Raw genomic sequence first — 22,657 nt, forward strand, 5'->3', positions numbered from 1 at the left:
AGCATGCACATAATCATCGTTGGCGCCGGGATCCTCGGCGCCTCTACTGCTTATCACCTCACCAAAAAAGGCTACGCTGTCACGATTGTCGACCGGGGAGACAGCGGGCAAGCAACCGCGGCAGCCGCAGGGATGATCTGCCCGTGGCTTTCGCAACGACGAAACAAAGCGTGGTATGCGCTTGTGAAAAACGGCGCCGCTTATTATCCGGAAGTCATCGATGAACTAGAAAAAGACGGCGAAACGAACGCCGGATATAAACGGGTCGGCGCCCTCCGCTTGCATACCGATGAAAAGAAATTAAGGGAAACGATGGAACGGACGAAAATCAAACGGCAGGATGCTCCGGAAATCGGCGAACTCCTTCTTTTATCCCCCAAGAAACGAAGGAACGCTTCCCACTCTTAACCGATGGCACATACAGCAGTCTATATGCCGAAGGAGCAGCCCGGGTAGATGGCCGTCAATTGCGGGATGCTTTGTTAAGGGCAGCAGAAAATTGCGGAGCATCCTTTATCAAAGGGGAAGCTGCGCTGTTAAAAGATGGTGTTAGCGTAGCCGGTATCAAAATTAACGAAAAAGAGATTTACAGTGATAAAGTGGTTGCCACTGCCGGTGCCTGGGCGCAGTCTTTGCTGGATCCCTTCGGCATTGATGTCCATGTGCGGGAGCAAAAAGCGCAAATCCTCCAGCTGCAGCTCTCAAATATGGAGACTGGAAATTGGCCGATTGTTATCCCGCCCGGCAAACAATACATCGCCCCATTTGAGCAAGGACGCATCATCGCCGGTTCTTCCCAGGAAGATGACACCAATTTTGATGAACGCTTAACCGCTGGACCGATTCACGATATTCTATCGAAAACCTTGCAAGTGGCACCGGGCTTAACCGATGCAGAGTGGACCGGCACACGCGTCGGTTTCCGTCCGTTCACTCCGAATTTTCTTCCTGTATTCGGGCATCTTCCCGAGCTAAAAGGGCTACTTTTTGCCAATGGACTCGGTGCCACCGGTTTAACGATGGGACCCTACCTAGGTTCGATCCTTGCACGCATGGCGATTGGAGAGCAGGCCGAAGTGGATACAGCGGATTATGCGGTGCCAACACGGCAAGCTTAACACATAATTTTCCTAGGCGGTTGAATGAAAAAAGGGCTCACCGGTAGACGGGACGAGGGGAAAGTAACGACCGACTCCGATCTATCCCCACCATGACACTTGTCATACCCCATCCTTGACATCTATGCCTTACAAAGCTTTACGTTTTCCCTTACGATGATGATAGTTATCAAATAATCGCGGGGGAAAAGCCAATGAGTAAACAAAAACAGGCACAGTTAAAAAAGAGCGTTGCGCCTTTTGCCAATCCGGATACGAAATCTAGCATCTTGCAGTTGGTAAATTCCATTTTGCCGTTTTTCCTGCTTTGGTTCCTTGCCTTCCAAAGTTTATCGGTTTCTATTTGGTTGACGCTTGCATTGTCAGTGGTTGCCGCAGGTTTTGTCGTGCGTATCTTCATTATTTTTCACGACTGCACCCACGGTTCTTTTTTCAATAAAACAAAGACCAATCGCATTGTCGGTACCATTACCGGCATCATTACCCATTTCGCTTTTGAAAAATGGAAGCGAAGCCATGCGATTCATCATGCTACGAGCAGCAATTTGGATAAACGCGGAACCGGTGATATATGGGTGATGACGGTTAAGGAATACGCAAATGCTTCATTTTGGCAGCGACTGCTCTATCGCCTTTACCGAAATCCAATCGTTATGTTCGGCTTCGGCCCCTTCTACCTTTTCCTTCTATCCAACCGTTTTAACCGCAAAGGGGCAAAGGGAAAAGAACGATGGAATACGTATTTGATCAACACTTCTCTTTTCACGATCTATACAGTGTTAATATGGACGGTCGGTTGGCAAGCGTTTCTCATTATCCAACTTCCCATTCTATTTATTTCAGGTTCAATCGGGATATGGTTGTTTTATGTCCAACATCAATTTGAAGATTCCTACTTTGAAAATGAAGAGGATTGGGATTTTGTAAAAGCAGCGGTCGACGGCAGCTCTTATTATAAACTCCCGAAAGTGATGCAATGGCTCACCGGCAATATCGGCTTTCATCACGTTCATCATTTGAGCCCGAGAGTGCCCAATTACAATTTAGAAAAAACACATGAAAATATCCCTCCACTCCAAAAAGCAACAACGATCACCATGGCTTCCAGCCTGGAATCGATTCGGTTCCGATTGTATGACGAATCCAGCCAAACGTTCGTAAGCTTTAAAGAAGTGAAGGGTTTGCTGAAAAATCCAAGAGCGGCGGAATTCAATCATCGGCCTTCGAGCATTCAACAAAAATAAAGTCCTTCCCTTTCAACGTGGAGGGCTTTTTCTTGTGGTATACTTATTCAGGAAGGGGGAGGTCATCGATGCAAAATTGGTTTCATATTTTTCCGAAAAATACCGGGCTTAGTTTGTATGCTTGGCTTATTTTTTGCCTCTTGCCTTTTTCTTTTATTATTCATTCATCCTCGTCATTTGAAGTTATCATCGGCCTTATTTTGTTGATGCTTTTTTTTACTGCTTACCGATTGTCTTTTATAAAAAGAGGCTGGACCGTTTACCTAACATTGGGCATTGAAATGATCATCAACATCGGGATGACGATGTACTTCGGTTATGTATACTTCGCGCTTTTTTTGGCCTTTTTTATCGGGAACATCCAAAATAAAAGCGGTTTTGTTACTTTATATGTGATTCATCTCACGACGACCATTCTTGCTATTACAGCTGGGTTTTTCCTGCAAAGTGAAACCTTTCTTATGCAATTGCCGTTTATTTTGATAAGCGTCATCGGCGTTATTATTCTCCCCTTTATTATATACAACCGGAACAAAAGGGAACAGTTGGAACATCAGCTGGAAGACGCCAATGAAAAAATTTCGCAACTTATGGTCGTGGAGGAACGACAGCGAATTGCCCGTGACCTGCATGATACACTGGGACAAAAACTTTCCCTTATTGGCTTTAAAAGTGATTTAGCTGCCAAATTAATGGACGTTAATCATCAATCTTCCAAATCGGAAATCGAGGACATCCATCTAACCGCGAGAACAGCTCTAAATGAAGTGCGAGAGATCGTTTCCGATATGAAAGGAACCAAACTGAGTGACGAGATCATTCGTGTCCGCGAAATTCTTAAAGCCACGCATATTGAGTTTTCGATTGCTGGTGATGAAGAGCTGGAACATACGCCGTTACTCGTCGAAAATGTGTTGAGCATGTGTTTGAAGGAAGCGGTCACGAACATCGTAAAACATAGTCACGCTTCTCTTTGCCACCTCTCCATCAGGGATTCCCCGAACGAGCTGGTGATGAAAATCCGGGATAATGGCATTGGGATCCCTGCTGATCAAAAAGCCTATAAAGAAAGTGGCCTTCAAGGGATGAAAGAACGTTTGGAGTTTGTGAATGGGAGCTTGAGCAAAGAGTCATCGAATGGCATGACCTTAACGATAAAAGTGCCCCACATTGTTCAACAAACAGAATTGGGGGGAGCACCATGATTCGAATTATCATTGCAGAGGACCAACAAATGCTTCTGGGCGCCCTTGGTTCTTTGCTTGACCTGGAAGAAGATATGGAAGTTGTCGGCAAAGCCCGCGACGGCAAAGAAGCATTGGCTTTAGTGCGAAACCATCAGCCCGACATTTGTATCATGGATATCGAAATGCCGTTCAAGAGCGGTTTGGATGCTGCAGAAGAATTAAAGGACCATTCGTGTAAAATCATCGTTCTCACCACTTTTGCCCGTGCCGGTTATTTTGAACGCGCGCGTAAAGCGATGGTGAGCGGTTATTTATTAAAAGACAGTCCAAGTGAAGATCTCGCAAACGCGGTCCGGACAATTATGGCCGGCAGAAAAATATATGCACCGGAACTTGTAGACATAGCTTATGACAATGAAAACCCGTTAACGGAACGGGAAGGGCAAGTCATACAACTGATTGCCAACGGCAAAAACACAAAGGAAATCGCAAATCAACTTTCTATTACGAGCGGTACCGTCCGTAATTATGTTTCCGTTATCTTGGATAAACTAGATGTGACCAACCGGATCGAAGCGATTGCCCGGTTTAAAGAGAAGGGATGGTTTAAGTAAAAGTAGTGATTGCCTTGAAAAAGGGCTGTCATTATCAGAGGTCTCGGAACGTTCAGGAGTGGCAAAATTTTACCTAAGCTCCCTGGAACGCTCGCTGCAAACGAACCCTTCCATTGACCTTGTCCAGAAAATTTCCGATGTACTGATGTCTCCCTCGAGGCGTTAATTGCAGAGCATAAACCAGCTTCCAATGAACCACTGGATCCCGAGTAGTTAAAACTAGCGCAAGAAGCGATGGACTCTGGCATTAGCAAGCAACAATTAAAAGATTACATTGAATTCACAAAATGGAAAAACGAAAACGAACAGTAACCGCAAACGGATATTTTTTCAACGGGTACCGAGTACCGCGCTTCACAACGGCACTCGGTTTTTTATGTACATGTTCCTCACAATCGTCCCAGTCGTTGCCAGATAAAATAAAGCATAAAGCGAAAAACCTCTTCTCGCTCCGGTTCGTTGAATATTTCATGGTACAACCCGCGCCACTCCCGCAAGGAACGGTCTTCAAGCCGCAACCGGTTGAACCATTCATGCGTCACCCTTTTATCAACGAGATAATCTTCTCCGGCTTGCAAAGCAAGCAGCGGGACATTTGGAAATTGATAGGCATGTTCCAAGCTCGCCTTCATCGCTTTTGCCAACTCTTGATACCAGCGGACAGTCACGTGATGGACGTACAGTTCATCTTTTGCCAACTCCCTCTTCGCTTCTTCGTTTCGAGTAAGTTGTTCCGCCCGGATCCCGGTTTTCATGCTAAGTGTCGGGATAACTTTGTGCAAGCCTCTCGCGAGCAACGTCGACCCTTTCTTCGGCTGATCATAGAGATGCAAACATGGCGAAGACAAAACGACGCCTCGAACCGGCAGTTGTTTTTCCATCATTGTCCGGATAACGCCAAGACCTCCAAGGCTATGGCCGAATAGAAAGACAGGCAATTCGTAAACGACCGCTTCTTTATACCAATAATGTATCGTATCTATAAATTGGTTAAAATGGTCAATATGCCCTCTTTTTCCCCTTGTCCTTCCGTAACCGGGCAGATCGCCTGCAATAACGTGAAAATGTTCTTGGTTTAACCGTTCAATCAGCCATTGATACCGTCCATAATGCTCTCCTGCTCCGTGAACAATAACAATGACACCGATTGGATTTTCACATTTCCATATACGCATGATCGTTCTCCCTCCCATCGATCAAAACATCCCCCCTATTACACCATATGTCGACAGCTTTTTCACGCCAAAAAGTATGTGAAAGGTATGGATATTTCATTTCTGATATAATAAATACAGGGACAGGCGAGGAAAATCACATCCAGCGTGCCTGATTCCACCTTCCCACAACTGGTAAAGGAGGCGAACATAGTGATCATCTATCCGTATGATAATACACATCCGGAAATTGCAAAAAGTTGTTATATCGCCGATGGTGTTGTGGTTACCGGCGATGTGTCGATTGGGGATGACAGCAGCATATGGTTTCACACGGTGATTCGGGGCGATGTCGCGCCAACCGAAATTGGCGACCGCGTCAATATTCAAGACCAATGCATGCTTCATCAAAGTCCCGCACAACCTTTAACGATTGAAGATGATGTTTCCATCGGGCACCAAGTAGTCGTACACGGATGTACGATCCGAAAAAAAGCACTAATCGGTATGAAAGCCACGGTACTCGATGGCGCTGAAGTCGGTGAAGAAGCTTTTGTTGCCGCAGGCGCACTCGTCACTCCTGGAACAAATATCCCGCCGCGGACACTCGCGATGGGAAGTCCTGCACGAGTAGTGCGTGATCTAAATGCGGAAGATCTCGAGGAAATGAAACGCGTTCGCGAAGCATACGTTGAGCGAGGAAAAACTTACGCAAAAGCAAAAAGACAAACGTAAAAAAATACATATGAAAAGAGGGAAGCAGATGACGACATTTCAAGAACAAATCGAAAGCTATGCAGATATCGCTTTAAACGTCGGCGTCAACATCCAAAAAGGGCAAACACTCTTCATACGCTCACCGTTGTTTGCCGCTGATTTTGTCCATATCGTCGCGGAAAAAGCATACAAAGCTGGCGCAAAACATGTTCGCGTTGATTGGAGCGATGAAGCACTTACCCGCTTGAAATTTGAGCACGCGCCTGAAGAAGCGTTCTCCGAATTCCCGGAGTGGTACGCCCGTGCCATGGAAGAAGAAGCGGAAAATAATGCCGCTTTTTTAAGCATTACCGGCGGGGACCCTGACTTGCTGAAAGGCATTGACCCTGAAAGAGTCTCGACAGCCAATAAAACGAGCGGACGAGCAATGGAAGGGTTTCGAAGCTACATTCAATCCGACAAAGTAAGCTGGTCCATCGTTGCAGTGCCATCCGTAAAATGGGCGGAGAGAGTCTTTCCGGAAACCGAAGGAGAAGCAGCGGTTTCGAAACTTTGGCAAGCGATATTTGACGCAACCCGGGTGAACGAACCCGACACTGTCGGCGCTTGGCAGGAACACTTGAAAACGTTGGATGAAAAAATGGAAGCCCTGAATACCAAAAATTTCCACGCCCTCCACTATACAGCGGAAGGAACCGACTTGACGATCGAACTCCCTGAAGCACACCTCTGGGCTTCCGGGGGAAGCGTCAGTAAAGCAGGCGTCAACTTCGTGGCCAATATCCCGACAGAAGAAGTTTTTACTGCCGCTAAGAAAAAAGGCGTAAACGGGAAAGTCTCCAGTAAAAAGCCACTGAACTATGGCGGAACATTAATTAGCGACTTTACGTTAACATTTGAAGACGGAAAAGTGGTCGATTTTAAAGCAAAAGAGGGCGAAGAAACATTGCAACGATTGCTTGAAGGAGATGACGGCGCTTCTTACATCGGTGAAGTGGCCCTCGTTCCACACCGTTCTCCCATTTCAGACACAAACATTATTTTCTTTAACACGCTTTTTGATGAGAATGCTTCCAATCACCTCGCTTTGGGAAGCGCCTATGCTTTTAACATTGAAGGCGGAAAAGACATGGAGAAAGAAGAACTTGAAGAGAAAGGCATCAATACAAGCATCACGCATGTTGATTTTATGGTCGGAGATGCAGATATGGACATCGATGGCATTCATGAAGACGGCACACGGGAGCCCGTTTTCCGAAACGGGGACTGGGCCTTTTAATCACGTTTATAAAAAATCACCGTTGGAACGCTCGGTTCTCAACGGTGATTTTTTTTTATTCGCTCATTTCGCTTCCGCGGCAAAAGCGGCTTCTTTAAGGGAGGCGGCTTTATCCGTTCGTTCCCAAGGCAGATCAACATCCGTCCGTCCAAAATGGCCATAAGACGCGGTCTGGCCGTAAATCGGTCGCCGAAGGCCTAGCATATGAATAATACCGGCCGGACGAAGATCAAAATACTTCTCCACAAGTTGCAGGAGAACACTCTCCTTTACCTTCCCCGTTCCAAACGTATCAATGGATATGGAAACCGGGCGGGCGACGCCGATCGCGTAAGCAATCTGAACTTCACATTTTTTTGCAAGCCCGGCGGCAACAATGTTTTTCGCAACATACCTGGCTGCATATGAAGCAGAGCGGTCAACTTTTGTCGCGTCTTTTCCGGAAAAAGCACCCCCGCCATGACGCGCGATGCCTCCATACGTATCCACAATGATTTTCCGTCCCGTAAGCCCTGCATCTCCTTGCGGGCCGCCAATCACAAATCGGCCGGTCGGATTAATAAAAATATTGGTTTCCTCGTCGATTAAATGCTCCGGAACCACTTCCAAGATAACGTGACCCATGATCTCTTTTTCAAGCTTAGCCATAGCCACTTCCGATTGATGCTGGGCGGAAATAACGATCGTATCTACACGCAGCGGCCGGTTCTCCTCATCGTATTCAATGGTTACCTGCGTCTTCCCATCCGGACGTAAAAAAGGAATCGTCCCATCTTTACGCACGCTCGACAGACGCCGGGCCAATTGGTGGGCCAAAAAAATCGGCAGCGGCATATATTCTTCCGTTTCATCATCGGCATAACCAAACATTAAGCCTTGGTCTCCGGCACCGATCGCCTCAATTTCTTCTTCGGACATTTTTCCTTCCCGGGATTCCAAAGCCGTGTTAACGCCCTGGGCAATGTCGGGAGATTGCTCATCGATGGTTGTCATCACCGCGCATGTATCGGCATCAAGTCCAAATTTTGCACGAGTATAACCTATATCTTTCAACGTGTCCCTGGCGACTTTAGAAATATCGACATACGTCGACGTCGTAATCTCCCCCGTCACCAGAATCATCCCGGTATTTGCCACCGTCTCACAAGCAACGCGGGCATTTGGGTCTTTTTTTAATATTTCATCCAGAATTCGATCGGAAATCTGGTCACAAATTTTATCCGGATGGCCTTCAGTGACTGATTCAGACGTAAAAAGTCTGCGTCCATTCGCTTCCATCGTGCCTCCTCCTTCTTCAGCTCACTTTATGTTCAAGGCGTATTGGCTGTAAAAAAACCCCTTGTTTCCCGAGGGAAAAGGGGTTATCATTTCATCACCTTTTTCGCCTCTTATCTTGCAAAGCAACAATTGCTTTGCCAGGTTGGCACCTTTCCCCGCCGGGGATGGTTGCTGGGCTTCGAAGGGCCTGTCCCTCCACCTACTCTCGATAAGAGCGTACCTTAATACCAATCAATCGCATCAAAGTCGCAATCATTATTTCCTTATGATTTTAACACAGTTGTGTCGAGAAAAAAAGATACATGCGTTCAGGTGAATGCTGGACGGGGTTATGGGGACATTAAACGCTCCCTGGAATGAGAACGACACCAATCACGGCGAATCACAGCCCTAATTCCAGCATTCCATCCATTTCAATCGCAGACACAAATTTTTTACATAAAAATAGTATAGACTATATGCGAAATTGTGTTATACTAATTGCATCTAATCTTTATTACATGCCCTCAGCTTAGCACAGAAAGGATTTTGCCGATTATGAGTACCGTTTCTTTTGCATCAGCCTTGGACCATCTTTTACAACAAAGACAGGCCGAATTTGATCTTCCCGAGCCTAGGTTAGTGGAAAGGGCACTCGCGCGCGATGAGGGCATTCTCACGAAAGCCGGTGCTTTTGCGGCGACGACGAGGGCATATACCGGCCGTTCTCCCAAAGATAAGTTTATTGTCGATGAACCTTCAACCCGTGATGACATCGATTGGGGACCGGTAAATGCGCCGATTGATCGTGAAGTGTTTTCTGCGCTATATCGCAAGGTGCTTCATTATCTGGGACGCCAAGAGGCGCTATTTGTCACCCATGGCTATGCCGGAAAAGATCAAAATTATCGATTGCCGCTTAAAGTGGTTAATGAATATGCGTGGCACAATTTGTTTGCCCGCCAATTGTTTATTCGTCCGGAAATCGGTGAAAATCCCGCGGCAGAGGATGGCTTCACCGTCGTCTCCGCCCCCGGGTTCAAAGCAGACCCGGAAGTAGATGGAACCCGGTCCGAAGCATTCGTCCTTATCTCTTTTGAAGAAAAAGTGATCCTCATAGGAGGAACGGAATATGCCGGCGAAATGAAAAAATCAATTTTTTCCGTAATGAACTACCTCTTGCCGGCGCGCGATGTTATGCCGATGCATTGCTCGGCCAATACCGGAAAAGAAGGGGATGTCGCCCTATTTTTCGGATTATCGGGAACCGGGAAAACAACGCTTTCCGCTGACCCCAATCGTTTTCTAATCGGGGACGATGAACACGGTTGGTCCGAGAACGGCATTTTTAACATCGAAGGTGGCTGTTATGCCAAGACCATTCAGCTCTCCGAGGAAAAAGAACCGGATATTTACCATGCCATCCGTTTTGGAGCGGTATTGGAAAATGTCGTGGTGGACGAAGAAACACGCTTTCCTGATTACGCCAATACGTATTATACGGAAAACACACGAGCGGCTTACCCCCTTGAACACATTGACAACATGCTTGCACAAGGAAAAGCGGGCCACCCGAACACGATCATTTTTCTTACTGCAGATGCATTCGGCGTGCTCCCTCCAATCAGCAAGTTGAAGAAAGAGCAAGCGATGTATCATTTTCTGAGCGGTTACACAAGTAAGCTCGCCGGAACGGAACGAGGCATCACCGAACCGGAAGCCACGTTCTCCAGTTGCTTTGGAGCACCGTTTTTACCCCGCCACGCGTCTGTATACGCAGAAATGCTTGGCGAAAAGATCGACGCGCATGAAGCCAATGTTTTCCTTATCAACACCGGATGGGCCGGCGGCAGCTATGGCACTAGCGATCGCATCGATTTATCTCACACGAGAGCAATGGTGCAAGCAGCGCTTGAAGGAGAACTAAATCAGGTAGAATCCATCATCGACCCTATTTTTGGCCTGTATGTTCCCACTCGCTGCCCGGGCGTTCCCGACAACGTTTTGCAACAACGCGAAACGTGGGAGGACTTGGATGAGTACGAACGAAAAGCAAAAGAGCTTGCCTCGAAATTCCATCGTAACTTTGAACAATTTACCCATGTTCCGGAACATATTCGAAATGCCGGACCGCTTGTTTAAACCGAGTGAAAGGTTCTGCCCCCTTTCCTCGGTTTTTTTCTTCTCCAATCCCCGGTTTTTGAGACATAAATCAAGTTCATTAGTTTTGTTCAGCAGTACACGGGATTCATATGAATCCTCAGAATTGGATTTAGCGGACTCTTTGCGCTGCTTGGAAGCCACATGAGTCCTCAGAAGCGGTCTTAGCGGACTCTTTGCGTTGCTTGGGAGCCACATGAGTCCTCAGAAGCGGTCTTAGCGGACTCTTTGCGTTGCTTGGGAGCCACATGAGTCCGCAAACGCACACAAAACACGATATGCTCAACACCCTTTTCACCTTTCCGTGAAATGTAGCAAAAAACACGGCACGAATCTGGTCCCGTAATCGATAAAGCGCAAAAAGTTCCACTTGGATCGGCCTTCACAAATACGTTCACGTATTTAGCCTTCGTCCTGATCCTAATAATCTGACCAGTTTGGCATAACTTCTATTTTTGGCGCCACAGCCATCCATGCCCTAATTTCCCAATACTCAGAAATCCCTCTAGGCATCACCGAACACCCAGGATACGCATATGATGCCGTATCGATGCAAGGAGGGAGGAAGATTAATATGAATAAATGGATTCGCCGGGGATTGGCTCCGGTACTTGCTATGCCTTTAATACTAACGGCTTGTTCCAACGGCGATGAAAGCGAAGACGAAACCGTTGAAGTAGCCGAAGTCACACGCTCTATTTTTTATGCGCCGCTTTATGTAGCCATTGAAGAAGGTTTTTTTGCAGATGAAAATATCGACATTGACCTTACCACAACGTGGGGTGGTGACACGACAATGACCGCGCTCTTATCGGATAGTGCGGATGTGGCGCTTGTCGGTTCGGAAACATCCATATACGTAAACGCGCAAAATCCAAGTGATCCGGTTGTTAACTTTGGGGCTCTCACGCAAACAGATGGCACGTTTCTCGTTTCCCGAGAGCCGATCGAAGATTTTTCATGGGATGACCTTGAAGGAATGTCTTACTTGGGGCAGCGGGCAGGTGGCATGCCGCAAATGGCTGGTGAATATGCCCTTCGCCAGAACGGCATTGATCCCCACGAAGATGTAGAACTGGACCAAAGTGTTGACTTTGAAAACATCGCGGGTGCCTTCGCTTCCGGCAATGGTGACTTTGTGCAATTATTCGAACCAAACGCAACCGAGTTTGAAGAAGAGGGGTTAGGCCACGTCGTCGCTTCTTTCGGTGAAGAATCGGGCACCCTTCCTTACACGTCTTTTATTACCAAGGAAAGCATGATCGAAGAGGATGAAGATGTGCTCATTCGTTTTAACCGCGCCATCTATGAAGCGCAACAGTTCGTTGAAAACGAATCGCCCGAGGCCGTAGCCGAATCCATTGCCCCTTATTTTGATGAAACATCAGAAGAAACCATCGTTAATGTCGTCGAACGTTATGACTCCCAAAATTCCTTCGCGGAAGATCCCTATATTGATGAAGAAGGATGGGAGCACCTTCAAGACATTATGGAAGAATCCGGAGAATTACCCGAACGCATTGACTATGAAGATCTCGTAAACACCGATATTGCTGATCAGGCACTGGAATAAAGGAATATCTCCCCCGAGTTTCGGGGGGCTAACACCTTTGCCTAAGCAACTATCGCGCGAGATTAAGGCGGAAGGGAGATGAATCATGGCGCTTTTGTCATTGAGAAATGTGGCAAAGCATTTCTTTTCTCAAGAAAATGTCCTTGAAGCGATACGTAACATTAGTTTGGAAGTGGATGCTGGGGAGTTTGTCTCCATCATTGGTCCGAGTGGCTGCGGAAAAACAACCATTTTGTCCATAGTCGCGGGGTTGCTCGAACAATCGGAGGGGGAAATTCTTCTACAGGACACACCGATAACGAATGCAAATACCGACGTTGGCTATATGTTGCAGCAGGATTATCTTTTTCCTTGGTTAACGATCGGCCAAAACATTGACATCGCCCTAACCATTACCAAAAAGAAAAATAAACCAAACCAGGCCTATACACGCGAATTGCTAGATCAAATGGGTTTGGCGGACCGGGAACATGATATGCCCTCTGCCCTGTCCGGAGGGATGAAACAAAGGGTTGCGCTCGTTCGGACACTTGCCGCAAAGCCGTCATTGTTATTACTCGATGAACCATTTTCCGCCTTGGATTTTCAAACGAAACTAAAATTGGAAGACTTGATTCATGAAACCCTTAAGGAAAAAAGAAAAACGGCATTGCTCGTGACCCATGACATCAGTGAGGCAATCGCGATGTCCGATCGAATTATCCTCCTGACGAACCGACCGGCTATGATTAACAAAACATTTATCGTGCCGGAGGAGCTTAAAGCTCTTTCGCCTCTTGACGCCCGTCAACATCCAACGTTCCAAGATTGGTTTCAATTAATCTGGAAGGAGTTGGAACATCTTGAATCAGAAGTTAAATGATCAACATGTGCAATTCCGTAGGCGGAAAAAGCGAGAGAAAATATACGTTCATATCAGTCAGATGGTTATATTAATCGCTTTTTTCTCTTTGTGGGAATTAGCTAGCCGGTTGCAATGGATCAACCCTTTGATTTTTAGCTCCCCCAGCAGTATTTGGAATCTCCTGATAGATATGCTGGCAAATAACACGCTGTATGCCCACGTCGGCATTACCTTGCTGGAAACCATCCTTGGCTTTTTGATTGGAACATTGGGCGGAATATTAATTGCAGCCTTCCTCTGGTGGTCTCCATTTTTGTCGCGAGTGTTGGACCCATATATTGTCGTTTTAAACGCGACGCCGAAAGTCGCCCTCGGACCGATGCTGATCGTCATTTTCGGGGCAAACATGACATCCGTGATTGCAATGGGCGTTCTTATCTCCATTATCGTTACTACCCTTGTCATCTACGGCGCTTTTAAAGAAACCGATGGAAATTTGGTTAAAGTGATTGATACGTTCGGCGCCACTAAACTACAAAGGTTTCGGCATGTCATTGTGCCTGCTTCATACCCTGCAATGGTATCGGCCTTAAAGGTAAACGTCGGGCTCGCGTGGGTCGGGGTGATTGTCGGGGAATACCTTGTGTCCAATGAGGGCCTCGGGTACATGATCATCTACGGCTTCCAAGTGTTCAATTTCGATATGGTCATGTTAAGCCTTGTCCTCGTTGCAATCCTCGCCACTATGATGTATCAGCTTGTCGCGATGTTGGAAAAGTTCTTGATGAGAAACCGGGAATAAAATCATCCATTAAACAAAATGGATGATTTTTTCTAGCGATCGGCTTTCGCGGAAATAGAAAAACCGCCGATCTCTGCAATAATCAGCAGCCTTCATAAAAAATGGGCATCTACATATTCTTTTGCCAATTTCCATACGTTATCTTTCATGATAAAACTGAAATTCCGGTTTTTTTCCAGTGCTTCCGGGATGGTTTCCAGCAACAAAGGGCCTTTTGTTTCCATATACCCATTTTTTGTTTGTAAGTATGCAATGTCAGCAAAATATACATTTTTCACGATAGTGTCAGAGCGCCCACGCACTTCGTATTGGCCGAGATAGTGAAGGATGTTGATCCGTGCACCTGTTTCTTCCCACACCTCCCGTATGGCAGCGCCTTCAGGCACTTCTCCTTTTTCCACTTTCCCTCCGGGAAACTCTAACCCCCGTCGCGGATGCTTAGTAAGCAACCACTGGTCCTTGTATCTGCAAAGCACCAACACGTGCCATGGCTGATCTGAAAAAGGTTCACGGCGAAAAGAGAGGCTGACCTCATTTCCATAATAGTCTAAGAATGTGTGTGTCATGTTTTATAGCCTCTGCTTTCATTTCCATAGCTGAGGATACCCTGGATAATGTCGTTTATTCAGCATGATCAAGGGGAGAATACCCTTGTGTACGATATTGCTTATATAACGATCGGGCCAAATGCCGAGACCAGCTTCCCCGATCTTGTTTACGTTTTTTGAACTCTGCAAGAAGCGCTTCTCCAGCATAACCGTCTTCAATCAACGTCTCCAGAATATAATTGAAGACCTCTTCTTTTTTCACTGCCATTTTCCCGTCGATTAAAATCGAATAGCGATCCGCCAGTGGCCGAATAGAACGCACGCGGCCAACCATTGTTGCCGGATCATTTTGCGTGTGCGAAATAAGAACCTCCATTACCACTTCACGTTCTTCCTCTGATAATTGTTGAAAAGTGGCCACCCCCGATTCTTGCACTACCGCTTCAATCAACCACCAGCCGTCTTCCTCACGGTTAATGACGAGACCTTCCTGTAATTCCACTTGTTCTTCTTTCAGTTCTTTTTCATATTCTTTTAATAGTAAATGCAAACCGCGCAGGCGAAACGTTTTCATAGGTGCCTCCATGTTTCAAGCAAAAGTTTCCGTCCATTCGTTCCTTTTTTCGGAAGCATTCGGCATCGTTCTTTTGAAGTTTTCATCGCCCACCCAATAAAGGAAGTCGATTTCCTCTTCCGTAAGCGGCCGGTGTAACAACTCTTGAAATTCTTCTACTAATTTTTCGTTAAACTTTTCTTCCATCATAAGACAATTCCCCTTTGTCAATGTGGAGATGCCCTTATTCGATGCGTTATTCATCTCTCTTTGTACTAGCTTATTCAAACACTTCTATACGAATGCCTAAATTCCTCTTTTTCTTTTAAAAAAATACGGTATTTCGATGAAAAATATTAAAATAACGAGCATAAAATCTATATGTTTTTCATTTTATCATACGCTGTCTTTAATCGGTTCATCCCTTCAACAACATGCTCGCGAGGGGCCGCCACATTCATTCTTGCAAAACCGCTGCCGGCTTTTCCAAATGTGTGTCCGTCGTTTAACGCGATTCGACCTTCATTTCTAAGCCAATTCTGTAAATCATCTTGTGTTAATTCCAGCTCTCGAAAATCAAGCCACATCAAATAGGTTGCTTCCGGCTTCGCCGCATGAATGCTCGGCATCTCCTGCTGCAGGCGTTCTTGCACATAATCAACGTTACCTTGGATATAGGTAAGCAGTGCTTCCAACCAAGCTTCGCCATGCCGATATGCTGCTTCGGCCGCTGCCGATGAATACGGATTGCCAATCCCCATAAAATTTTGCTTCATTTGCTGCTCAAATTTCTTTTGCATGTCTTTGTCATTAAAAATCACATAAGACAGCTGCAAAGCCGCGAGATTAAATGTTTTACTCGGAGCCATGCAAGTGGCGACTTGCAAGTCCTTCGCTGCCTCAAGCTTGGCGAAGGGCGTATGGTTCCCTTGCAAAACGAGGTCAGCATGTATTTCATCAGAAATGACTGTGACTTCATAACGCGCGCACAACTCGGCAATCTTCGAGAGTTCCGATTCGGACCACACGCGTCCAACCGGATTGTGAGGGCTGCATAAGATGAGGATTTTCGCGCCTTTTTTCATTTGTGATTCAAGATCGTCAAAATCAATATCGTACTTGCCATCTTCCCTTTGAAGCAACCGATTCTCAAGTAACGCGCGCTGATTGCTTCTCAGTAACGCAAAAAAGGGGTGATACACCGGGGTTTGAATGATAATGCCATCCCCTTCATTGCTGTATACGTTGATCAAATGGTGAATGGCCGGGACGACACCCGGTGTAAACGTCATATTCTCAGGTTGAACGTCCCAGCCAAAGCGTCGTGACGTCCAATCTTGAATGGCGATTCGCAACGAATGAGGCGGGTGATGATACCCAAATATGCCATGCCTGGTCACGTCATCCAATGCGTTCAAAACGGACTCGGGCGCCCGAAAGTCCATATCCGCGACCCACATCGGCCAGAGGTCAGCGTCTTGATAAACAGCCTTCAGATGATCCCATTTCATGGAGTTTGTATTTCTGCGTTCAATAATCTCATCGAAGTTCATGGAAGTTCCTCCTTGTGGTCCTGTTGTTGTCTCCTTCTATTGTACTCCACGAGCAGGTGCTTTTAAAGCAGAAGGTATGAGTATCACGGGAATGACACGTTCTCCGTTTGAGCATCATAAAGCGCCTTTTGTCCCTCTCGGCGGGGATCGACCGCCGGTTAGAGGGATTACTTTGCTTCTCTTGTTCCTCTCGAAGCAATTCAACCTCCGCTCGAGGAATTACTTTGCTTTTCTTGTTTCTCTCAGTGCAGGTTGGCTTCTCCCTGAGGGATTACTTTGCCTCTCTTGTCCCTCTCAAAGTAGTTCGGCCTCCACCCGAGGGATTACATCGTGTTTCTTGCCCCTCTCGGGGATCTTTCCGGAGATCATTAGATCAATCAATATAATATGACGCTGATCTACTTCCGACTTTTTTGAAATGATTCGTAAGCGTTCTATAAACTTTTTTCCGATCACCTTCCACCGCGCACCATTTACGCATTTTATTGCTTGTGATTTTTTCCTTCGGAAACAGAATCTTGAATTCCTGTATGCTTCGGAGTATTGCGGCTTGAGCATTTTCTGTTTGGCCACATGCAGCACACATCCATATTCGTCCCCTCTCTATCATAAAAGATGAACATTTACTACACACCACCCCTTTTTTCAAATGTCCAAAATCATACTCCGGCCACTGAGTATTAGGGGACTTGTTTAAATGCTGCGCAACTAGCTGTTCAGCAAGCTTTTCATGACTCCGGTTAAGCTTCGAATCCAGCTTGTTCATTTTTTTCATAAATGAATGAAGTTGAGTGGGGAAAATCGCCGGTAACTTTGGGGAGGCGTGATACAGTGTAAATTCAGGGTGGGTAAAAACAAGGAAGGCTTCAATCGGAAGGTTCGTGTTTAAACATTGGCGAAGTAATTGGCGCAAGAGGGATTCGCAACGTTCCATCTGGGGCAAAGGGCTGTTAATTTCATCATCGGCTAGTGTGTTCCATTTATTGCCATCAAGATAAAAGTTGCCTTTATGATATTTGGAGTCAAAAAGATAAATCATACTCTGAAAAATAACCAAAGAATCAATTTGAAAAACCTTTCCCTTGTGCGTAAGCAACAAGTCATTAACGACAAGGCAATCGTTCCTAAGGCCTTCCAGCCAAACGTCTAGTTTCAATTCGCCGGCATAACCCTTTTCAAGATTCACATAATGCTGCTGGTCCGGAAGGTTCATTCGCGGCTTCAACAATCGCAAAACTTTTAATTCAAGCGACGGCTCACGTTCTTTAACTATTTTCATTGCCCACTTCCTTTCATTTTTGCAAGTATAGCATAAAAAAAAGCCCCCGAGGGAGCTCTTTTCAAGGTTTTCGACAAAATGCTAACGTTTGTTGTACCTTTCAAGATGGCGTACGCGCCTTTTGAGGGATTACTTCTCGTACCTTGGTTTTCTCGAAGCGGATCAATCTTTCTTTGAGGAATTACTTCGCATCTTTTGTCCCTCTCGGTGGGGATCGACCGCCGGTTAGAGGGATTACATCCATCAGACGCCTTCCCTTGTCACCCTTGTTCATTTTTCTCTTTCTTCGACATCGTCACGGCTTGCTTCATGCCATTCTTAAAGGAAAACTTTCCGTACATCAACACGCCGCCTTTATAGATGCGAGCCGCGAGAATATTGATGAGTATGGCACTGAGAATCAAGATGCCGATAATCAATACAATCTCCCACATTGGCACCGTTCCCATCCCGATGCGAAGGAATAACAGCTGCGGTGCAAAAAATGGAATGTAAGACATCACTTGAATGAACGTCGCATCCGGTGAGTTTAAGCCAAAGATGGCGATGAAAAAGGCAATCATGGCGACGATAATTAAAGGCTGCAAAGCTTGATTCACTTCTTCGGCACGGCTGACAAGCGCGCCAAGCATTGCCGCGATGCCTCCATATAAAAAATAGCCGAGAATGATAAAAGCCAAGGCATACAGCAGAAGCGTAATGTCCGTCACTTCCCCGACGATCGTCTGCAGCATATCATCGCCGCTCATCATAACCCCGATGACAGCCGCAGCGACAAGCACTAAAAGATTAATGATCCCAACGATCCCTATGCCCACAAGTTTCCCTAACATTTGCGTGACCGGATTGACACTTGAGACTATCAGTTCCATTACACGGGAGGATTTTTCTGTTGCCACTTCGGTGGCAATCATCGTTCCAAACGTAATAATAATGATGTATGTGGCCATAACCAGCACATATACCATCCAGTATGCCTGCATATGCGATTCCTCTGTTTGCACTTCTCCTTCCGGAGTGAGGGGCTGCTCATTAAAAGAAATCGGGGCATACATCATTTCCAGTTCTTCTTCGTTTAGATCCAATTCACTTGCTGCCAATGCTTCTTTTACATTTTGCACATCCTGGTTAACTTCTTGGCTGACCGTGAAATCACTGTCACTGTCATAGAAATCCGCTTCAAGATTTAATGCATCTCCACTGAGTACAAGCACATGTTCATATTCCTCTTCCTCCGCCGCTTCAATGGCGTCTTCTTCATTGCCCTCTGTATAGTTCACATAATCAAAGGTCCCTTCTTCATAACCTTCCAGCCTTTGACCGATTGTATCTTCCGTTTTATCCACAACCGCGATACTCGGGGCTATTTCTTCATCATCGGTAAACGACGACATAATATTATTTGCATTGATGAGCCCGATGATAAGAAGCACCATTATAATCATGGACCACATGAAGGATTTCGATTTCAAACGTCTGCTCGCTGTATGGCCAACGGTAGTCCAAAAGTTACTCATCCTCGTCATCCCCCGCTTCATCTATAAATATATCGTGCAAAGAAGGCTCTTCTACCTCAAATTTGCGAACAAACCCTTCCTGGGCAACCGTGTAAAAAAGATCTTCAGCCACTTGTTCGTTTTCTACTTTGACAGTCGCTCCATCTTTTGTTTTATCCAAGCTTAAAATCCCGGGAGTGGCGTCCAGAAATTGTAAATCATAATCCGCTCGAATGCTGATGTTCTTCATGCCGTAAGATCGTTTAATATTTTTCAAATTACCCTGCAGTACAGGTTTTCCACGTTTTAACATAATAAGGTCTTCACACAGTTCTTCCACATTCCTCATCTGGTGGCTGGAAAAGACAATCGTCGTTCCTTTTTCCTGCAAATCCTGCACCGCTTCTCGCAACATGTCCGTATTCACCGGATCAAGGCCGCTAAACGGTTCATCCAAAATCAACAGCTCGGGGTCATGCAAAACGGCCGCGATAAATTGAATTTTTTGCTGATTCCCTTTTGATAATTCTTCAATTTTCTTGTTTTCATATTCCGGAACTTGAAATTTTCCCAGCCACGCGCGCATGACTTCAACAATATCCGTCTTTTTCATCCCTTTGAGTCTCATCAAATAAATCAGTTGTTCTTTTACCGTCAGTTTCGGATATAACCCTCTTTCCTCGGGGAGATAACCCACCAAATGTGTCCGTTTATAAGAAAGAGGCTCTCCGTCCCAAGTTACGGAACCGTTAGTCGGATCCAGCAGGCCCAGAATCATCCGAAAAGTGGTAGTCTTTCCCGCTCCGTTCGCCCCAAGCATACCGAACATATTGCCTTTTTCTACATTAAGGGATAAGCCATCCACAGCCTTGTTTTTGCCGAATTGCTTTTGTACATCATTAATGACCAGTGTCATAAAATCCTCCTTTGGATTTAATATAAAAATCAAACAGTTATCGATTCCAATGCTTCTTTGCGAAACGTTTCATCTTCCAAAAATTGCTCGATAAAAATTGGCATGTTTCTCCCCAGTTTAAAACTTTGCCACCAACTGAGATCATCGTTCAAAATCACCACCTCCATGACATTGCCGTCATCGGTTGTCGCATACATCGCCTGGTTAAGGACAAAAGCCGTTGATCCACCTTTTTATCCGTGGGAGTCAATGCCTTCGATGTCAGCTGTACCCGCTTCCAATATTTCCATCAGTATGGATGTGGCTTCTTCATTCGACCATTCACCTGTCTGGATTTCGTGCAGCCGGCATAGTTACACCTCTCTCGTTTCCTCGTCACTGAGCATCAACGGCAGGCTTTCATGCAAACTCAAGCTTTCGCGTTTCATAATTTGAACGCCTCGATCCGCCAGCCATTCCTCCGTCGCTTCGGCATCACTCGTTAAAATCTGGGGCGGTGTTCCCTCTACACTGACTTCTTGGATGCCTGGTGCCTCTTCAACCCCGGTAACGGAGTTCGCCAGCCATATTCGCTTAAATTGTTGCGCGAGTATATCTTTTTCTATCGCCTCCCGTGTTTTCCCATGTTTCATAATCACGATATAGTCGGCTAAACGTTGCACTTCATCCGCGATATGCGTAGCAAACACGATGCTGCAATCAGGATCCTCTTCCATTTTACGGATCAGGATTTTCTCCAACTGTGTTTGCCCTTCCATATCCAGACCGGCGAATGGTTCATCAAGGAGCAGGAACGATGTATCACGGCTGATTTGCAGGGCAATCACCGCCTTGCGTTGCATCCCGACGGATAGCTTGCTGATTCTTTTGCGCAACGGGAGCTTGAATTCCCGCACAAAGGCTTGAAAGCGGTCCTCTTGCCAGCTGTCATCATGCGCTGCATGCAAATCCCGTAGTTGTTGCAGCCGAAAAGGAAGCACTTCCGGGAAGGTTTGAGGGACATAGCTGAAAGCGGCTTTTGCTTTGACATCATGAATATTGTAGCCGAGGATATTCGTTTCTCCCTCCCCGGGGTAATCACCGCTCCACGCTTCAAACAGCGTTGTTTTGCCGGCGCCATTATTTCCGATCAACGCTGTAATCGTTCCGGCTGGGATCTCTAGATTGATAGGGCCGAGCGTAAAATCATCCCCCATTTTCCTGACAATATTTTCGCACGTCAGTGTCTGCATCGCTTATCTCTCCTCTCTCAAAACAATATTCAGCAGTTGCTTAATCTCCGCATCCGTATACTCATGTTGGCGGGCTGTTCTCACCGCTTGCCGGAGGGCGTCCTGAACTGCTTGTTCTTTTAACATCGATCGTTTCTTTTTCCCCACTTCTTGAACGAACGTTCCCTTGCCGCGGTGTGTTTTGATATAGGCGTCTTGCTCCAAATTTTGATACGCGCGTCGTGTTGTAATCACGCTGCATCCCAGATCAGTGGCGAGCGCGCGAATGGACGGGAGGGCTGTATCCGCGGGCAAATAACCGGACACGATAAGCGCTTTCACCTGCTCTTCGATTTGATAATAGATTGGCTCTTGCCGGTCTTCATTAACTTCAATCGGGAGCGGCACGGACATCCCCTCCCTTCCGCTTAATCCGTCTATGACCTAATAGCAGGACGATAAGGAGGGTGACACTAATAATGCTGATGGCAATCAAGCCATTAAGCAGGAAAGAGCCTTCCTCAGCCAGGTGAATCGTAAATGCCATGAACGTGCGATCAATTGGGGCAAGCCAAACCCATGCGACGAAATAGAGCAATACATAAATGAAAGATACTATATACGCTTGACTATAAAGGTGGAGCCTTTTTTGGTAACGAACCCCAACCTCCTCGAGTGCAAGGTGTACCGCTACAAAGGCAATAGCTGCCCAAAAAACGAGAAAACTGTAAAAGGCGGGATCCATGAATGAAAAAGGGAACACATTCGTAAAGACCGTTACAACACAAATGCCGATCATCATGATGACAGGCGCTTGCACACCCTTCACCAGTATTCTGCTATAAAATAGCTGCCTCTCGGATACGGGGAGGCGTCTTGCATACGTATAAAAAGCACTTGACCATTTTGAAGGCGGCAGTTCTGCCAACCGGAAACCTTGGAGGTGGATATTGCCCAATAACACCAGAACTCCAAAGATTAAAAAGACAGCTTCCGGAATGGCAGTCCCCACATTCATCTCAGGATCCCTATTTGCAATGACATGAATTAATAAGGCTATTAATGCACAAGCGAGGAGTCCATTTAAAAAACCGGATACACCCATTTGCCTCCATTCAAACAGCGCTAACCGAACGATTTCTTTCACGTCCT

23 protein-coding genes, 1 pseudogene and 1 riboswitch are annotated in these 22,657 nt (G+C 46.1%); of the genes and pseudogenes, 11 read left to right on the plus strand and 13 right to left on the minus strand.

Going from position 1 to position 22,657, the window contains the following annotated elements:
- The first annotated feature begins 3 nt into the window (after positions 1-3).
- The 5 genes and pseudogenes from EPH95_RS08670 to EPH95_RS19800 all read left to right on the plus strand — a co-directional run bounded on the left by EPH95_RS08670 (position 4) and on the right by EPH95_RS19800 (position 4,329).
- Positions 4-1,118, plus strand: a pseudogene (locus EPH95_RS08670) (NAD(P)/FAD-dependent oxidoreductase).
- A 194-nt stretch (positions 1,119-1,312) separates the two neighbouring features.
- Positions 1,313-2,362, plus strand: a complete 1,050-nt coding sequence (locus EPH95_RS08675) for a Delta(5) desaturase DesA (protein WP_142089150.1) — start codon at positions 1,313-1,315, stop codon at positions 2,360-2,362.
- Between the two features lie 68 nt (positions 2,363-2,430).
- Positions 2,431-3,567 (plus strand): sensor histidine kinase, encoded by a 1,137-nt coding sequence (locus EPH95_RS08680; protein ID WP_142089152.1) that lies wholly within the window; start codon positions 2,431-2,433, stop codon positions 3,565-3,567.
- Positions 3,564-4,163: a response regulator transcription factor gene (locus EPH95_RS08685; RefSeq protein ID WP_142089155.1), complete on the plus strand. Its 600-nt coding sequence runs from the start codon at positions 3,564-3,566 to the stop codon at positions 4,161-4,163. The genes EPH95_RS08680 and EPH95_RS08685 overlap by 4 nt, the downstream gene beginning before the upstream one ends.
- Positions 4,164-4,221: 58 nt before the next feature.
- Complete coding sequence (locus EPH95_RS19800) at positions 4,222-4,329, plus strand: hypothetical protein (protein ID WP_405127437.1); 108 nt, start codon at positions 4,222-4,224, stop codon at positions 4,327-4,329.
- 223 nt (positions 4,330-4,552) lie between these two features.
- Here EPH95_RS19800 and EPH95_RS08695 read toward each other — a convergent pair whose 3' ends face one another.
- Entirely contained in the window at positions 4,553-5,338 is a 786-nt protein-coding gene (locus EPH95_RS08695; protein WP_142089156.1) for an alpha/beta hydrolase, read from the minus strand.
- Positions 5,339-5,533: 195 nt separating this feature from the next.
- On the opposite strand from EPH95_RS08695, the gene EPH95_RS08700 reads away from it, so the two are divergent.
- Positions 5,534-6,052, plus strand: coding sequence for a gamma carbonic anhydrase (locus EPH95_RS08700; protein WP_142091550.1), 519 nt, complete (start codon positions 5,534-5,536; stop codon positions 6,050-6,052).
- Positions 6,053-6,080: 28 nt separating this feature from the next.
- Positions 6,081-7,313, plus strand: a complete 1,233-nt coding sequence (locus EPH95_RS08705) for an aminopeptidase (protein ID WP_142089158.1) — start codon at positions 6,081-6,083, stop codon at positions 7,311-7,313.
- A gap of 63 nt (positions 7,314-7,376) precedes the next feature.
- Here EPH95_RS08705 and metK read toward each other — a convergent pair whose 3' ends face one another.
- Entirely contained in the window at positions 7,377-8,591 is a 1,215-nt protein-coding gene (gene metK, locus EPH95_RS08710; RefSeq protein WP_142089160.1) for a methionine adenosyltransferase, read from the minus strand.
- 107 nt (positions 8,592-8,698) lie between these two features.
- Positions 8,699-8,806, minus strand: a riboswitch (SAM riboswitch).
- Between the two features lie 322 nt (positions 8,807-9,128).
- Between metK and pckA the strand changes: the two genes are divergently transcribed.
- The 4 genes from pckA (at position 9,129) to EPH95_RS08730 (ending at position 13,949) form a co-directional block, all read left to right on the plus strand.
- On the plus strand, positions 9,129-10,712 hold the full coding sequence (pckA, locus tag EPH95_RS08715) for a phosphoenolpyruvate carboxykinase (ATP) (RefSeq protein ID WP_142089162.1): 1,584 nt from the start codon (positions 9,129-9,131) through the stop codon (positions 10,710-10,712).
- Positions 10,713-11,304: 592 nt separating this feature from the next.
- Positions 11,305-12,303, plus strand: a complete 999-nt coding sequence (locus EPH95_RS08720; protein ID WP_142089164.1) for an ABC transporter substrate-binding protein — start codon at positions 11,305-11,307, stop codon at positions 12,301-12,303.
- 85 nt (positions 12,304-12,388) lie between these two features.
- The gene (locus tag EPH95_RS08725; protein ID WP_142089166.1) at positions 12,389-13,165 is read left to right on the plus strand and encodes an ABC transporter ATP-binding protein; all 777 of its coding nucleotides are present in this window, start codon (positions 12,389-12,391) and stop codon (positions 13,163-13,165) included.
- A complete protein-coding gene (locus EPH95_RS08730) occupies positions 13,146-13,949 on the plus strand; it encodes an ABC transporter permease (protein WP_227004106.1) in 804 nt (267 codons plus the stop codon). The genes EPH95_RS08725 and EPH95_RS08730 overlap by 20 nt, the downstream gene beginning before the upstream one ends.
- A gap of 92 nt (positions 13,950-14,041) precedes the next feature.
- Here the strand turns inward: EPH95_RS08730 and ytkD are convergent, their stop codons facing one another.
- The 11 genes from ytkD to EPH95_RS08775 form a co-directional block, all read right to left on the minus strand.
- Complete coding sequence (gene ytkD, locus EPH95_RS08735) at positions 14,042-14,515, minus strand: RNA deprotection pyrophosphohydrolase (protein ID WP_142089168.1); 474 nt, start codon at positions 14,513-14,515, stop codon at positions 14,042-14,044.
- Between the two features lie 55 nt (positions 14,516-14,570).
- Positions 14,571-15,083, minus strand: coding sequence for a YwpF family protein (locus EPH95_RS08740; RefSeq protein ID WP_142089170.1), 513 nt, complete (start codon positions 15,081-15,083; stop codon positions 14,571-14,573).
- A 3-nt stretch (positions 15,084-15,086) separates the two neighbouring features.
- Positions 15,087-15,338 carry a hypothetical protein gene (locus tag EPH95_RS18790; protein ID WP_227004107.1) on the minus strand — a complete coding sequence of 84 codons (252 nt, stop codon included), beginning with the start codon at positions 15,336-15,338 and terminating at the stop codon, positions 15,087-15,089.
- An 89-nt stretch (positions 15,339-15,427) separates the two neighbouring features.
- The gene (locus EPH95_RS08745; protein WP_142089173.1) at positions 15,428-16,603 is read right to left on the minus strand and encodes a MalY/PatB family protein; all 1,176 of its coding nucleotides are present in this window, start codon (positions 16,601-16,603) and stop codon (positions 15,428-15,430) included.
- Between the two features lie 373 nt (positions 16,604-16,976).
- Entirely contained in the window at positions 16,977-17,789 is an 813-nt protein-coding gene (locus EPH95_RS08750) for a nuclease-related domain-containing protein (protein ID WP_160141695.1), read from the minus strand.
- Between the two features lie 353 nt (positions 17,790-18,142).
- On the minus strand, positions 18,143-19,399 hold the full coding sequence (locus tag EPH95_RS08755; protein ID WP_142089177.1) for an ABC transporter permease: 1,257 nt from the start codon (positions 19,397-19,399) through the stop codon (positions 18,143-18,145).
- Positions 19,392-20,294, minus strand: coding sequence for an ABC transporter ATP-binding protein (locus EPH95_RS08760; protein WP_142089179.1), 903 nt, complete (start codon positions 20,292-20,294; stop codon positions 19,392-19,394). Before EPH95_RS08760 ends, EPH95_RS08755 begins: the two co-directional genes overlap by 8 nt.
- A 29-nt stretch (positions 20,295-20,323) precedes the next feature.
- Positions 20,324-20,491, minus strand: a complete 168-nt coding sequence (locus tag EPH95_RS18795; protein WP_160141696.1) for a hypothetical protein — start codon at positions 20,489-20,491, stop codon at positions 20,324-20,326.
- 156 nt (positions 20,492-20,647) lie between these two features.
- A complete protein-coding gene (locus tag EPH95_RS08765; RefSeq protein WP_142089181.1) occupies positions 20,648-21,526 on the minus strand; it encodes an ATP-binding cassette domain-containing protein in 879 nt (292 codons plus the stop codon).
- Positions 21,527-21,529: 3 nt separating this feature from the next.
- Positions 21,530-21,919 (minus strand): GntR family transcriptional regulator, encoded by a 390-nt coding sequence (locus EPH95_RS08770; protein WP_142089183.1) that lies wholly within the window; start codon positions 21,917-21,919, stop codon positions 21,530-21,532.
- On the minus strand, positions 21,897-22,652 hold the full coding sequence (locus EPH95_RS08775; protein ID WP_142089185.1) for a hypothetical protein: 756 nt from the start codon (positions 22,650-22,652) through the stop codon (positions 21,897-21,899). The genes EPH95_RS08770 and EPH95_RS08775 overlap by 23 nt, the downstream gene beginning before the upstream one ends.
- Positions 22,653-22,657: the final 5 nt, after the last annotated feature.

It is taken from the genome of Salicibibacter halophilus (genome assembly GCF_006740705.1).
In the GTDB taxonomy this organism is placed as follows: Bacteria; Bacillota; Bacilli; order Bacillales; family Marinococcaceae; genus Salicibibacter; species Salicibibacter halophilus.